We start from the raw sequence: 14,374 nt of genomic DNA, 5'->3' as shown, positions 1-14,374 counted from the left end.
ATCTTTGAGAATGTTTCATTAGGCGAACACACAGTTTATGTATGGGATGTAAGAGACCCTAACGGATATTCATGTGGCGTGGAGATGATTAAAGACATCCAGACGATTGATTACCCACATTATTTCACTCCGAATGGCGATGGGTATCACGATCATTGGAATATAAGCGGATTGCATGATCAGCCGGGAGCTAAGATTTACATCTTTGACCGTTATGGTAAGTTACTCAAACAGCTTAGTCCTTTGAGTGCGGGTTGGGATGGAACTTACAACGGGCATCTGATGCCATCGGATGACTACTGGTTTACGGTAGACTTTGCCGAGGGTAGTGGCATGCGACAGTTTAAGGCGCACTTCTCGCTGAAACGATAAGACAAGTAGATTTATAAATGAAAAAAAACTCCTCAAGACATTGAGGAGTTTTTTTTTATAACAAACACAAAAGAAACTCATCAAAAGCTGTGGCAAAAAAAAAACAGCATAAAAAATTTGCCACAAAAAGTGTGGCAAATTTATCTGGGGTAAAAATTTGCCACAAGATATCATTGAAACTTTGCACGTGCTTATAGCCCCGATAGGAGCTGGCTACCGTGTAGCGCGGATAGCGGGAGGGAGAGTGAACAGGTGCAGGGAGTGCCGCTGCTGAAAACAAAAAACTCCCCATAAATGGTAAGGATGTTTTGATTTGGCATAATGAGTAACCTTTTTATAATTTGATCTTATTTGATAGTAGACAATGCATAAATAAAAGTTAAAATTTCACATGTAATAGTATTACTATTATATTTGCAAAAAAGATTATGCCATGAATCAGATATTATCACATTTGAAAATTCAGATTAACGAAAAGATTTATGTGAAAGATCCGGAGACTTCTGCATTGGGTAAAAAAATTGTGCAGGAAAGTATTTTGCTGATTGACGAGATAGGCTTTGAGGATTTTACTTTTAAGAAATTGGGAGAGCGAATAGGATCTAATGAAAGTTCGATTTATCGCTATTTTGAAAATAAGCACAAGCTCTTGGTTTACCTTTGTTCGTGGTACTGGGGTTGGATGGAATATCGGTTGGCATTTTCGACCTCAAATATTGCCAATCCGTGGGAAAAACTGCAAAAGGCCATTACTATAGTTACTGAAATCATAGAGGATGATACCGCGACACAACACATTAATGAGTCGGTACTGAACCAAATTATCATCGTACAGTTTACCAAGACATTACTAACGAAAGAAGTAGACGAAGAAAACAAACAAGGTTATTTTTTAGTTTATAAACGCGTAATCAACCGGCTTATTGCCATTATAGAAGAAGTTAATCCGGAATATAAATTTGCCAGAAGTTTAGCTTCATCTATCGTTGAAGGAGCTTTGCATCAGCACTTTTTAAAAGATCATTTGACTACAATCACCAATTGTAATTCGGACAATTCTCCTACCAGTTTTTATATCGATTTGGCTAAAAAAGTACTTCAATAATATGGCACTTACTTCATCACAACGACTAATCAATTTATTAAAGCTTGACCGGAAAGATATTTTACAGATATTCTTTTATGCTGTTTTTGCCGGGTTAATCAGTCTTTCTTTGCCTTTGGGTATACAAGCGATAATTAATCTTATCCAATCGGGTAGAACCAGTGTGTCATGGATCGTGCTGGTGTTTATTGTTATTATAGGAGTTGCTCTTGTTGGTATTTTATCGCTGATGCAAATGCGAATAACCGAAAACTTGCAACAGAAGTTATTTATTCGTGCTTCTTTTGAATTTGGATTCAGATTGCCGCGCATTAAAACGGAGGAGCTGCATAACCATTATCCGCCGGAGTTGGCCAATCGTTTTTTTGACACGTTAACAATTCAGAAAGGTGTTTCAAAATTGTTGATTGACTTCTCTGCTGCATTGCTTCAGATTACGTTTGGGATAATTTTACTCTCATTATACCATCCGTTTTTCATTATTTTCGGATTGGTCATGTTGCTGTTGTTGTATTTTATTTTCCGTTTTTCGTTTCAGTCAGGCTTATCTACCAGTATGAAAGAATCTAAATTCAAATATAAAGTGGTCAGTTGGCTGCAGGAAATAGCCCGTAATAATTTCAGCTTTAAAAAGAATTCGAATTTTGATTTTGCCTTGACTAAAAATGACCGATTGGTTTCGGAATATTTGGCTTACAGAGAAAAACATTTTGGGGTTATCAAAACGCAAATTTCACATTTGATTGTTTTTAAAATTCTGATTACTGCAGGATTATTATTTATAGGCGGATATTTGGTACTGAACCAAAAGATGAATATTGGTCAGTTTGTTGCTGCCGAAATCATCATTCTATTGGTAATTAATTCTGTTGAGAAATTTGTCATAGGCTTAGAGAAGTTGTATGATGTTTTAACTTCAGTCGAAAAAATAGGTCAGGTGACTGATTTGGCCATAGAAGATATAGTTTCTAAGCAGCCCGATTATTGTTATACTAATATTCAGCTTGCCGCTGAAAATCTGAGCTACAAATTTCCTCAGGATACAAATTATGTACTCGAAAAAATTAATTTGACTATAGAGCAATCTGAAAAAATTTATTTGGAAGGATGCAATGGTTCAGGAAAGACTACCCTTATCAGAATTCTATCGGGTTTGCTTCAGCCTTCGTCAGGTTCGCTGTATATTAATGATGATACTTACCGAAAAATTGATTTAGAACAGTATCGCTCCCAAATTGGAACTATTATCACCGGTGAAACTCCGTTTGAAGGTACGATATTGGAGAATATTACATTTAATAATCCGTTGGTTTCACAAGAAGATTTGAAATGGGCTATTGACAGCGTGAAATTGGGTGATTTCATCAAATCGCTGCCTAAAGGATTGGATACCAAAATTTATCCGGAAGGCAGGCAGTTGTCTTCATCCAATGCTCAAAAAATTCTTTTGGCCCGTAGTATTATTAACCGTCCTAAAATTTTGTTCTATGAAGATCCTATAGACAAAATGGATGAAGATGCAGCGAGAGAAGTAATTGATTTCATCACTTCTGCAGACAATAAATGGACACTGATTGTATCTTCTAAAAATACCTATTGGAAACAAAAAAGTTCTCGAGTTATTACCATGAGCGATGGAAAAATTGTTAATGATACCAAACAAAACTAGACTATGTTGAACATTTCCAACCACAATCGAATTAGCGGAAACATAGAAAAATACAGTACGTTTAAAACACTGAGCAATCGTCCGCATTATAAGGTTTTGAACAAAATCATACTGGGTGTATCATTGCTGGCTGTGTTGATTCTGTTTCTGCCTTGGACTCAAAACAGTTCCGGATCAGGGGCTGTCACTACTTTAAAACCTGATCAACGACCTCAAACGATTCACTCGGCAATAGCGGGGAGAATCGAAAAATGGTATGTAAAAGAAGGAGATTACGTCAACAAAGGAGATACGATACTTTATATTTCGGAGACCAAAGAAGACTATCTTGACCCTAATCTGGTGAAAAATACCGAAAATCAACTTAAAGCCAAAGAATTAGCCGGTAAATCCTATGTGGGTAAAGTGAGTTCACTCGAAGCACAGATTGCCGCCATAGGCAGGGAACGTCAACTCAAATTGCTGCAGGCTCAAAATAAGATTAAGCAGTCAAGATTAAAAGTCAAAAGTGACAGCATGGATTTGGTAGCTGTGAGAACTCAGATTAAGATTGCTACTACTCAGTTTAACCGAGCCTTAGCCCTCAACAAAGAGGGTTTGAAACCTATGACCGAAGTAGAGGAGAAACGTTTGAAGTTGCAAGAAGTTGAAGCTAAAATCATTACTCAGGAAAACAAACTTCTGAGTAGTGAAAACGAGTTGATTAATGCCAAAGTTGAGATTAACCGCATTACGGCAGAATATAATGAGAAAGAACAAAAAGCCCGTAGCGATCAATTTACAGCACTGAGCAGCCAGTATGATACTCAGGCCCAGGTCAATAAATTAAAGAATCAATATACAAACTATCAAATTCGCAACGGCATGTATTATATCAAAGCTCCTCAAAGCGGATACGTCAATCGCGCCTTGCAATCGGGTATTGGTGAAACCATTAAAGAAGGAACTCCGGTAGTCAGTATAATGCCTGCTCACTATGATATTGCGGTAGAAACCTATGTTGCTGCGACTGATTTGCCCTTATTGCACAGGGGTGAAAAGGTTAGGGTTTGGTTTGATGGTTGGCCTACTATAGTTTTTTCCGGTTGGCCAAACATGTCTTATGGAACTTATGGTGGTACAATTGTAGCGGTGGAAAATTTTATCAGTGATAACGGCAAGTTCAGAGTTTTGATTGCACCTGACGAACATGAAGCACCTTGGCCCAAACAAATCCGAATCGGTTCGGGAGCTCAAACGTTGGCATTGTTGGATACCGTTCCTGTTTGGTATGAGATATGGAGAACATTAAATGGTTTTCCACCTAATTACTACCAGCCTAAAGGCAAAAATCAAAATGATAAAAAATGATGAAATCACTAGTTTTAGGTTTTATTTTTTTTACTCTTTCAACAGCCGGACAAGGTTTGGTTAGCAAAGAGTTGACCTATAATGAGTTTTTGGGATATGTCAAAAAATTCCATCCTCTGATAAAAAGTGCCAACCTTGAACTCAATCAGGCACAAGCCAATTTAATGATGGCCAGAGGTGCTTTTGACCCTAAAATTCAGGTAGATTTTGAACAGAAAAAGTTCAAAGATCAAGAGTATTATTCGTTATTGAACAGCAGTTTTAAAATCCCAACATGGTATGGTATTGAAGTTAAAGCAGGATTTGACAACACTGATGGTATTTATGTAAATCCTCAAAATAAGTTGCCCAATCAGGGATTAACTTCTTTGGGTGTTGCCATTCCGCTGGCACAAGGGTTGCTTATCAACCAGCGCATGGCCGATTTGCGTAAGGCAAAAATTCAGCTCAATCTGAGTAAAGCTGAACGCAGTCTGATGATGGTCTCGGTTTTGTATGATGCTTCTTTGGCTTATTTCAATTGGAAACGCAATTTCACTGAAGTAACTTTATATCAGGAATACCTCAATAACGCTCAAATCCGTTATGATGGAGTCGTTAAGCTAATAGCACAAGGTGATAAGCCGGCTATTGACAGCATTGAAGCAGGGATTACAGTCAGAAATCGGAAATTAAGTCTGGAAGAATCTCGATTGAAATTAGCCAAATCTCAATTGGAATTATCTAATTTTTTGTGGTTAGAAGATAATATTCCTCTAGAATTACAAGAAAATATTGTGCCCGAAGAGCAATTATTTACGTCTATAAAGGAGACTTTGCGGACCAATGATTTACTATTATCTGCACCCTCTTTAGCCAATCATCCCAAAATTAAAGCTCTGGAAAATAAGATTGAATTATTGGAAGTCGAACGAAAACTCAAAGCTAACATGCTGCTGCCCAAAATAGATTTGGGATATTCTTATCTGTCCGAAGCCAGTTCTTTTGACAATTACAGATTCCAGGATTATAAAGTGGGTCTTAACTTTTACCTGCCTTTATTTTTGAGGAAAGAACGAGGGAGTTTACAGTTGGCCAAATACAAATTGCAGGATGTTCGTTTTGATTTAGATTTGGAACGAGTGCAGTTAAAGAATAAAATTAAAGCACAGCAAACCGAAGTAGCATCGCTGCAAAAACAGCAGAAAATTTTGGAAAGTTTGGTGTCTGATTATCAAATATTGTTGCAGTCAGAAGAAAAATTGTTCTCATTTGGAGAGAGTTCCCTTTTTTTGATAACCAGCAGAGAAAATAATTTAGTAGCAGCTCAATTGTCAAAATTACAGTTAGAGAACCGTTTTTATGATGCTAATGCAACTCTTTTCAAAATTATGGGTATGCCTTAATGGATTCCTATTAATAGCTTTCAATCCAATTGAAATGCTCATTGCTGATTCGGTCCTTTTCCTCTTTGATAAACGCTAGGTACGCAGCAGCAGCCGGACTTAATTTTTTGTCTTTTAACCATATCAAGGTCCAATTGGTTACGATGGGAAGTTTTTTTACCGGTATGATTTGCATACTGCCGTTTTCCAATTCATTTTTCAATCCAATCAGCGGCATGATTGATAATCCCAATCCCGCAATGACTGCCTGTTTTACGGCCTCGTTTGATGTCAGCTGCAATTTCATTTTCCCCTTTATTCCTTGTTGTGCCAAAAAGTTTTCCATGGCGATGCGGGTCGCAGAACCCTCTTCTCTAAAAATCAAAGCGTTGTTTCCGAGGTAGTTCAGGATACTCTCATTTTTGTGGAAGGTTATATCTTTATTAGCTACGAGAAATAATTTATTGGGTAAAATCACTTCGGTATGTACGGCGATGCCATGGGGTAAGGTTGACACCAGAGCAAAATCGACTTGGTTGTTTTGAAGCGACTTGATTACTTTGGATTTGTTCGTTACATCCATTTCCAGCTCAATGCCGCTGTTTGCTTTGGTAAACGAAGACAAAAAATAAGGCATAACGTACTTTCCGGTCGAGACGACTGAAATTTTCAATTTGCCGGAGAGAATTCCTTTAAACGCTGCGGTTTTGTAATTGATGCTGTTTACTTCATTTAAAATGTTTTGTGCCGCCTGTGCAATTTCATTCCCAAACTCAGTGATGTACAATTGGCGTCCGATTACTTCGGTCAACGGAATTTCGAATTGATCCTGAAAATTTTTCAACTGAATGGAAACGGCAGGTTGCGTCAAATAAAGCTCTTCAGCCGCTTTGGTGATGCTTTTCGTTTGGGTAATCTTTAAAAAAACCTGAAGTTGGTGCAGGGTATAATTCATAAATAAATTTTATGTATATGATAACAAATATAAATAAAAATATATAAAAATGGCATTATAGCTTTGTCCTGTTAATTAAAAAATAAAAATTATGCAACGAATAACCATCGCTAAAGGAGACGGAATCGGTCCTGAAATCATGGACGCTACCTTAACCATATTGAAAGCAGCCGGCGCCCAATTGGAGTACGACGAAATTGAAGTAGGAGAGAAAGTATACCTTTCGGGCAACACTTCGGGCATCGCCAAAGAAAGTTGGGATACCATTATTAAAAACAAAGTTTTCCTCAAGGCTCCTATCACGACGCCACAAGGCGGCGGCTACAAAAGTTTGAACGTCACCACCCGAAAATTTTTAGGATTGTATTCTAACGTTAGACCTTGCATGAGTTTGCATCCTTTTGTTGAAACCAAGCATCCCGAAATGGATATCGTTATCATACGCGAAAACGAAGAAGATTTGTATGCCGGTATCGAACACCAACAAACCGATGAAGTCGTGCAATGTTTGAAACTGGTGAGTCGCCCCGGTTGTGAAAAAATCATCCGATATGCTTTTGAATTTGCCAAACAATACGGTCGAAAAAAAGTGACGTGTTTTACCAAGGACAACATTATGAAACAAACGGATGGATTGTTCCATAAAGTGTTTGATGAAATAGCCGCCGAATATCCTGAAATTGAGAATGAGCACTGGATTATTGACATAGGCGCTGCCAAAATGAGTGATACTCCGGAAGTTTTTGATGTTATAGTAACCTTGAACCTGTATGGCGATGTGCTTTCCGATATCGCTGCTCAGATAGCCGGTTCGGTAGGTTTAGCCGGTTCGGCCAATATTGGTGAAGAATGTTCGATGTTTGAAGCCATTCACGGTTCGGCTCCCAGACGAGCGGGGCAAAATATGGCCAATCCTTCGGGTTTATTGCAAGGAGCGGTGATGATGCTCAATCATTTGGGACAAAATGATGTAGCCACCAAAGTACAAAATGCTTGGTTGAAAACCTTAGAAGACGGTATTCATACCTATGACATCTATAAAGAAGGAATCAGTACACAAAAAGTGGGGACTCGCGAATTTGCACAAGCGGTGATTGCCAATTTGGGTCAAAAACCCCAAAAGCTTGCCGCAGTTAATTATGAAAACGGCCAAGCGCTGAATTTACCCAAATACGTGAGAAAACCACAAGCCAAGAAAGAACTCATCGGTCATGACATTTTTGTGCATTGGTCAGGAACGGATGCTAATGAATTGGCCCAAAAAATGAATACGATTGGAACATCCCACCTCAAACTGAGCATGATTACCAACCGCGGGATTAAAGTATGGCCGGAAGGCTTTTCTCAAACGTTCTGTACCGATCATTGGCGTTGTCGCTTTACATCGGCTGAGGAGAAAGCCATCAGTAAGGAGGAAATCATTATACTGTTACAACAGTGTATTCAAAATGGAATTGATACCATTAAAACCGAGAATTTGTATCAGTTCGACGGCAAGAAAGCATTTTCATTAGGACAAGGACAATAAAAAAAGCGATATGAATTTTAAATTAATTGACGGCGATTTTACGCCAACGGAAACCCTCGACTTATTGACACAATTGGTTCAGGTGAAGATAAAATTTCACGAAGATAAAATCAAAACGAGTCTTCATGAGGAAGATATCAAGATGCGGGAGCGAAAAATAAAATTGCTGCAAGACAAATTGGCCGAAGTGAAAAACCAAGTTAAGTTGGGCTCCAAGAATGTTCATTTGAACAGCGATATCTCTATTGATTGATGATTCGCTCTCGCAAACACACTATTTTATGAAAAATAAATTCGGCTCACTCACATCGTACATACTGTTACTGCTACCGCTACTGTTTTTAATTGTTAGTTTTTTATTGGCTTTTAATGACAAAAATCTTATTGCCGTCAATGGCTTCTTAGGATTGTCGGTATTGGCAGCGCTGTTTCAACTAAAAAAAATGAAAATCAAGTTATGAAAAATGAAAACCACCATGAGTTTAAATTAATCGATAGCACTTTTACTCCAGAGGAAGCCTCTTCGGTGCTGACGACTTTAATTAACAGTAAAATTAACTACCATCGCTTGGATGATTTTAGCAATCACATCCGATTTGAACGCGATTTGACACATTCCAAAAAACGGATCACAGAGTTGGAAGCCGCTTTGACTTCTTTAAAACAATTTACAGCCAAAGCCAAAGAAAGTGGTTCCAACATGGTGGTGAAAAGCGTAGTAACCATTGCCATAGACCCTAATGTTTGACCAAAGACGATTACTCATCGCCACCAAGCACGGCAAAGAACAAGTGATTGCCCCATTATTGGAAAAAGCTCTGGGCGTGTCTTGCTTTGTTTCCGCTGAATTCGATACGGATACGTTAGGTACGTTCAGTGGCGAAATTCCCCGAAAGGATGATGTGTTGACGACGCTTCGCAACAAGTGTTTGTTTGCGCTGGAGAAAACAGATGGTGACTTAGTCATTGCCAGTGAAGGTTCGTTTGGCCCTCATCCTTCGGTATTTTTTGCCCATGCTGATGACGAATGGTTGCTGTTGATGGATACCAAAAACAATTTGGAAATCAAAGTGAGAGAGATTAGCCTGGAAACCAATTTTAATGCGGCCACGCTCGCTTGCGAAACGGAATTGTTGGATTTTGCGGTCAAAGTAGGTTTTCCCAATCACGGCCTTATACTGCGACCATCAGAAAATAATTTTGCGAACCTTACCAAAGGCATCACCGATAAGGCAACATTGATTCACCATTTTCGGTTGCTGAAGCAGATGCACGACAGCGTGTATGTAGAGACCGATATGAGAGCTCAATACAATCCTACCCGAATGCGGGTAATTGCCAAGGCGGCTCAGAAGCTTTTAGAGGCTGTACAATCGTTATGTCCGCAGTGTAGTACACCGGGTTTTGTGGTTACTGATATAAAAACCGGTTTACCCTGTGAATGGTGTAAATCGCCCACAAATTCTACCCTGAGCCATCTGTATGTGTGTCAAAAGTGTGCGTTTAAAAATGAAGTTCATCACCCTCATCAGAAGCAATATGAGGATCCAATGTATTGCCATTGCTGCAACCCTTAAACAGATAAAATGATAACAACTGATGTAAACTTAGCCGCCCATTGGTTAAAACAAGAACAAGTAATTGGCCTGCCCACCGAAACCGTGTATGGCCTTGCCGGAAATATTTACAGCGAAAAAGCCATCAGAACCATTTTTGACTTAAAGAAGCGCCCGTTGACCAATCCATTGATTGTTCACGTGGGTTCGAAAGCGCAAGTCAGCGATTTGGCCGAATCTGTACCGGAGGCTGCCACTCGGTTGATGGATGCCTTTTGGCCGGGGCCGCTTACAGTGCTGTTGCCCAAGAAAGATTCAGTTCCCGATTTGGTGACTGCCGGTAACGATACCGTAGCACTGCGCATGCCAAACCATCCTAGTGCTCTTGAACTTTTGCGTGTGTTGCCTTTTCCTTTGGCGGCTCCCAGTGCCAATCCGTTTGGGTCGATTAGCCCTACAACGGCTCAGCATGTGGCCGATTATTTTTCAGAGGCACTTCCTGTGGTTTTGGAAGGAGGAAGTTGTCCTAACGGTATCGAATCTACTATTGTTGGTTTTGAAGACGGCAAGCCTACCGTGTACCGCTTGGGTTCGATAGCGTGGGAAGAGGTAGAGGCGGTTGCCGGGCCGTTGCAATTTAAATTCCATGATGACAATAAGCCGCAGGCTCCCGGCATGATGTCAAAGCATTATGCGCCCAAGACCAGATTATTGGTCGTTGATGCGATTGAAGCAGCTCTTGAAATCCATCGCGACAAGAAAGTAGGATTGCTTTTGTTCAATGCCCAAAAAACATCGGAAACGGTTGCACACCAGGAAATCCTTTCTGTGTCAAACAATTTGAAAGAGGCTGGAGCCAACTTGTACGCTGCCTTGCACCGATTGGACGCTTTGGGCTTGGATTTTATCATAGCCGAGAAGTTGCCATCGACCCACTTGGGCAATTCCATCAATGATCGGTTACAACGCGCTTCCTATGTTTAATGTTTAAGACTTATCTTTATGGATTTAAAGTTATTATTTGACAATTTGACCAATCCGGCATTGCTGTTTTTCCTACTCGGGATTTTGGCCACCCGGTTAAAGAGTGATTTGGCGATTCCGCAAAATTCTTCCAAGTTTATTTCGCTCTACCTACTTTTTTCAATTGGGTTTAAAGGCGGACAGGAATTGGCTCATAGTCATTTTACTATCGCTATTTTGTGGGCTGTGGTATTTGGTGTGGCAGTGGCACTTTTGATTCCGACCTATTGTTTTTTCATACTCAAACGAAAATTCAGCATTGAAAATTCGGGTGCGGTGGCGGCCGCTTACGGTTCGGTTAGTGCGGTTACTTTTGTAACTGCGGCTTCCTTTTTAGAAATCCAACAGCAAACTTTCGGTGGACACATGGTTGCGGTCATGGCTTTGATGGAGGCCCCTGCGATAATTGTCGGTGTTATTTTAATGCGTCTCTACGGGAAGCAAGAAACCACATCAAGCTTGCGAAGTGTCATACAACATTCTTTGACAAACGGTAGCGTTTTATTAATTCTCGGGAGTCTGCTCATCGGTTTTTTGGCAAGTGACCAACAGGCTATGGGCATCAAGCCTTTTACGACAGATATTTTTAAAGGATTTTTAGCTATTTTTTTACTTGATATGGGAATTGTAAGCGGCAAAAAATTAGGTGTTTTTTTCAAGAGCGGATGGTTTGCCGTATTGTTTGCCGTATTCATTCCGTTGCTGAATGGCTGTTTGGTGGCTTATGCCAGTCAATGGGTAACGCCCGAAGCGGGCAATCGGTTCATATTTGCCATTTTAGCGGCCAGCGCGTCTTATATTGCGGTTCCTGCGGCTATGAAAATTGTCGCCCCCAAGGCCAATCCGGGTCTGTTTCTGCCCATGGCATTGGCGATAACTTTCCCTTTTAATATTACGATTGGCTTTCCGATTTACTATGCTATTGTAAGTTAGTACGGTTTTGTGCTAAACATTTATTAGTAAACTCTGGTTTTAAATAGTATAAAAAAATCCCTGTAAAAAGTCATTTACAGGAATTTTTAGTGGAGTCGGGGAGAGTCGAACCCTCCTTTGAACTACTCTATTTTATTGACTTCATAGAGAGGTGTTATTGCGGGGTAACCGAATATATCACCAAACTCTGTTCATTCATTTTTATTGCAAATCGATGGTATGTAAATATACAAAAAAGAATACAAATTACCTAAGGTGTGCTTACTATTATTTGAACTGGTTATTGGACTAGTTAGCGAAGCTTTTAAGAGGGTTGTAAACAATTTGTTTACACTAATAGACCCTACAACAAACAACGCTGTACTTCATCTAATGGGAGACCGGTATATAGACAAAATTCTTCTACGGATAAATACTGGTGCTTCTCTTTGTTCAGATGCTTTTTAATCTTTTTTAAATATCTTCTGGCTTGGGTATATTCCGTACCCATGATGCGTTGAACGTCTTTGGGGTACATGCAGACTCTTGTGTTGCTTGCTCCCATATCTCATTTTAATACTTTAACCATGCCTTTGGTATGCTTAAACCATACTTGTGCCTGATATTACAAAACTATGCTTTTTTCTGAAAATTTGATAGATCATTTTTGGTACAAATAATACATTATTGGTACTTATTGACACTTACCCTTTGAAATGTCATTCCAGTGCACGAAACTTTGTTCAGATCATTCGAGATTTAGTTGCAACGATTATCGAAATGAGGAGTGAAAAATGAAAAGGAGTATTAATCGTAAAATGTAGAAATTATGGCTAGACAGACTGGCATAATTAAGTTAAAAGGTACTATCGGAGGTATGACCTTTTACAAGACTTCCGCAGATGGGCACCTGGTACGTGAGAAAGGCGGAATTGAGAAAAGCAGAATTCAAAGTGATCCTGCGTTTCAAAGAACCCGAGAGAATGGGTCGGAGTTTGGCAGAGCCGGGAAAGCCGGAAAGCTTTTGAGAACTGCACTTCGTCCTTTGCTTTTGAATTCTGCTGACGGCAGAATGGTAAGTAGATTGACCCGAGCTATGGTAAAAGTAATCCAAGCTGACACTGTTAGTGAAAGAGGATTGCGAAATGTAATTGATGGAGAGGCTGAATTGCTATTTGGTTTTGAATTCAATATCAGAGGTAAACTGGGCACGAGTTTGTATGCTCCTTATTTTGGTGCTATTGACCGCGCTTTAGGTGAAATCAAAGTTGATTTAGCATCATTTGTACCCTCAAATATGCTTTCAGCTCCAAGTGGAACCACTCACTTCAAAATCATTTCAGCCGGCGCTGAAGTGGATTTTGAAGCTGAAACGTATGTGGTTGCAACCTCTGAATCAGCAATTTTACCATGGGATGCTACTGCAACTGCTGCCATTAGTCAAACTAATGCTGTAACAGCTGCCAGTACAAAGCCATTGTTTTTGGCTTTGGGAGTTGAATTCTTTCAGGAAATCAATGGGCAAATGTATCCTTTGAAAAATGGTGCATTTAATCCGTTGGCTATTGTGAAAGTTGACAGCGGTGTGTAAGGGACTTCGGCAAGCTCAGTCTGACAAGAAAGGTTAAGAAGTGATTTTAGTATTGACCAGAACTTATTTCCCCGAGGGAACTAATGGAATACTCAAATGTGAGGGCAAAGTAGTTTGTAAAACCATTGAATTGCCTTGGAAGAACAATGTGAGGAGAGTTTCCAGTATTCCGGAGGGGAAATATTTTATTAAAAAGCGGTACAGCAGTAAATTTGGTTGGCATATGGAAATTATTGGAGTTGAAAACAGAACTTTGATTTTGCTTCACCCTGCCAATAATGCCTTAAAAGAATTGAATGGCTGTATTGCTCCTGTAACGAAACTTTCAGATCCAGGATTAGGTTTATTGTCACGTAAAGCATTTAATCGCTTAAAAGACATAATTTACAAGTCACTAGACCAAAATGAAAGTGTCGAATTGATTGTTAAATCTTAATTCCATTTATATGAATGTAATTAAAAGAGCAAAGTCGCCGACTCCGAATTTTTTTAAAGTGCTTCGAAATATTGGTTTAGTATTGGCAGCAGTTGGAGGAACCATTTTGACTGCTCCGATCACTTTACCTGCAGCAGTTATTACTGTTGGAGGTTATGTGGCGGTAGCCGGAGGAGTTCTCTCGGCAGTAAGTCAGCTCACAACAAAAGAGGAACATCCTCAAAATGCGGAGCATGACAACCAATAATTCTACTTTTATAGGTACGGCCGGAGGAACATTTTTAAGTATAGTGCCAAATATTCACTCTGCAGATGTTCTTAAAACGATTGTTTTAGCAGGTTTAGGCGCTGTTGTCAGTTTTACAGTGTCTTTAATCCTAAAGAGAATTTTAAAGAAGCACAAAGAATAGTTTAACCTTAGTTGTGGTGACCTTTGGGTTAAACAAGATGAAAGCCTAGTCATAAAAGACCAGGCTTTTTTTATTGGCATTCCTCACATAAGTTCAGAATTAC

The 14,374-nt window shown here is 39.5% G+C and carries 18 protein-coding genes; 16 read left to right on the top strand and 2 right to left on the bottom strand.

Going from position 1 to position 14,374, the window contains the following annotated elements:
• From EZL74_RS11310 to EZL74_RS11290, 5 genes are all read left to right on the top strand, one after another.
• The coding region (locus EZL74_RS11310; RefSeq protein WP_131475430.1) for a T9SS type B sorting domain-containing protein at positions 1–372 on the top strand (372 nt) is incomplete at its 5' end.
• 433 nt (positions 373–805) lie between these two features.
• Positions 806–1,477, top strand: a complete 672-nt coding sequence (locus tag EZL74_RS11305; RefSeq protein ID WP_131476737.1) for a TetR/AcrR family transcriptional regulator — start codon at positions 806–808, stop codon at positions 1,475–1,477.
• Position 1,478: 1 nt separating this feature from the next.
• Positions 1,479–3,146, top strand: a complete 1,668-nt coding sequence (locus tag EZL74_RS11300; RefSeq protein ID WP_131476736.1) for a peptidase domain-containing ABC transporter — start codon at positions 1,479–1,481, stop codon at positions 3,144–3,146.
• 3 nt (positions 3,147–3,149) lie between these two features.
• Complete coding sequence (locus EZL74_RS11295) at positions 3,150–4,496, top strand: HlyD family secretion protein (RefSeq protein ID WP_131476735.1); 1,347 nt, start codon at positions 3,150–3,152, stop codon at positions 4,494–4,496.
• Positions 4,496–5,881: a TolC family protein gene (locus tag EZL74_RS11290; RefSeq protein WP_131476738.1), complete on the top strand. Its 1,386-nt coding sequence runs from the start codon at positions 4,496–4,498 to the stop codon at positions 5,879–5,881. Before EZL74_RS11295 ends, EZL74_RS11290 begins: the two co-directional genes overlap by 1 nt.
• Positions 5,882–5,891: 10 nt before the next feature.
• Here EZL74_RS11290 and EZL74_RS11285 read toward each other — a convergent pair whose 3' ends face one another.
• Positions 5,892–6,815 carry a LysR family transcriptional regulator gene (locus tag EZL74_RS11285; protein WP_131476734.1) on the bottom strand — a complete coding sequence of 308 codons (924 nt, stop codon included), beginning with the start codon at positions 6,813–6,815 and terminating at the stop codon, positions 5,892–5,894.
• 91 nt (positions 6,816–6,906) lie between these two features.
• On the opposite strand from EZL74_RS11285, the gene EZL74_RS11280 reads away from it, so the two are divergent.
• Genes EZL74_RS11280 through EZL74_RS11250 form a run of 7 tightly spaced genes read left to right on the top strand, consistent with a single transcriptional unit; the run spans position 6,907 to position 11,855 of the window.
• A complete protein-coding gene (locus EZL74_RS11280) occupies positions 6,907–8,343 on the top strand; it encodes an NADP-dependent isocitrate dehydrogenase (protein ID WP_131476733.1) in 1,437 nt (478 codons plus the stop codon).
• Between the two features lie 10 nt (positions 8,344–8,353).
• Positions 8,354–8,596 (top strand): hypothetical protein, encoded by a 243-nt coding sequence (locus EZL74_RS11275; protein ID WP_131476732.1) that lies wholly within the window; start codon positions 8,354–8,356, stop codon positions 8,594–8,596.
• A 28-nt stretch (positions 8,597–8,624) separates the two neighbouring features.
• Positions 8,625–8,804, top strand: a complete 180-nt coding sequence (locus tag EZL74_RS11270) for a hypothetical protein (protein ID WP_131476731.1) — start codon at positions 8,625–8,627, stop codon at positions 8,802–8,804.
• Complete coding sequence (locus EZL74_RS11265) at positions 8,801–9,091, top strand: hypothetical protein (protein ID WP_131476730.1); 291 nt, start codon at positions 8,801–8,803, stop codon at positions 9,089–9,091. Before EZL74_RS11270 ends, EZL74_RS11265 begins: the two co-directional genes overlap by 4 nt.
• Positions 9,084–9,920 carry a DUF6671 family protein gene (locus EZL74_RS11260; protein WP_131476729.1) on the top strand — a complete coding sequence of 279 codons (837 nt, stop codon included), beginning with the start codon at positions 9,084–9,086 and terminating at the stop codon, positions 9,918–9,920. The genes EZL74_RS11265 and EZL74_RS11260 overlap by 8 nt, the downstream gene beginning before the upstream one ends.
• A 9-nt stretch (positions 9,921–9,929) precedes the next feature.
• Positions 9,930–10,883 (top strand): L-threonylcarbamoyladenylate synthase, encoded by a 954-nt coding sequence (locus tag EZL74_RS11255; RefSeq protein WP_131476728.1) that lies wholly within the window; start codon positions 9,930–9,932, stop codon positions 10,881–10,883.
• 18 nt (positions 10,884–10,901) lie between these two features.
• Positions 10,902–11,855, top strand: coding sequence for a sodium-dependent bicarbonate transport family permease (locus tag EZL74_RS11250; protein ID WP_131476727.1), 954 nt, complete (start codon positions 10,902–10,904; stop codon positions 11,853–11,855).
• Between the two features lie 343 nt (positions 11,856–12,198).
• Here EZL74_RS11250 and EZL74_RS11245 read toward each other — a convergent pair whose 3' ends face one another.
• Entirely contained in the window at positions 12,199–12,399 is a 201-nt protein-coding gene (locus EZL74_RS11245) for a hypothetical protein (protein WP_131476726.1), read from the bottom strand.
• A gap of 264 nt (positions 12,400–12,663) precedes the next feature.
• Between EZL74_RS11245 and EZL74_RS11240 the strand changes: the two genes are divergently transcribed.
• The 4 genes from EZL74_RS11240 to EZL74_RS13210 are packed head-to-tail and all read left to right on the top strand — an operon-like array spanning position 12,664 to position 14,271.
• On the top strand, positions 12,664–13,425 hold the full coding sequence (locus EZL74_RS11240; protein ID WP_131476725.1) for a hypothetical protein: 762 nt from the start codon (positions 12,664–12,666) through the stop codon (positions 13,423–13,425).
• 40 nt (positions 13,426–13,465) lie between these two features.
• Entirely contained in the window at positions 13,466–13,861 is a 396-nt protein-coding gene (locus EZL74_RS11235) for a DUF5675 family protein (protein ID WP_131476724.1), read from the top strand.
• 10 nt (positions 13,862–13,871) lie between these two features.
• Positions 13,872–14,108, top strand: coding sequence for a hypothetical protein (locus tag EZL74_RS11230; RefSeq protein WP_131476723.1), 237 nt, complete (start codon positions 13,872–13,874; stop codon positions 14,106–14,108).
• Positions 14,095–14,271, top strand: a complete 177-nt coding sequence (locus EZL74_RS13210; protein ID WP_193553762.1) for a hypothetical protein — start codon at positions 14,095–14,097, stop codon at positions 14,269–14,271. The genes EZL74_RS11230 and EZL74_RS13210 overlap by 14 nt, the downstream gene beginning before the upstream one ends.
• Positions 14,272–14,374 lie beyond the last annotated feature (103 nt).

Source organism: Flavobacterium silvisoli, assembly GCF_004329815.1.
GTDB classification, from domain to species: domain Bacteria; phylum Bacteroidota; class Bacteroidia; order Flavobacteriales; family Flavobacteriaceae; genus Flavobacterium; species Flavobacterium silvisoli.
Note: the sequence above shows the minus strand (reverse complement) of the source record. Positions and strands in the feature narration are given on the sequence as shown.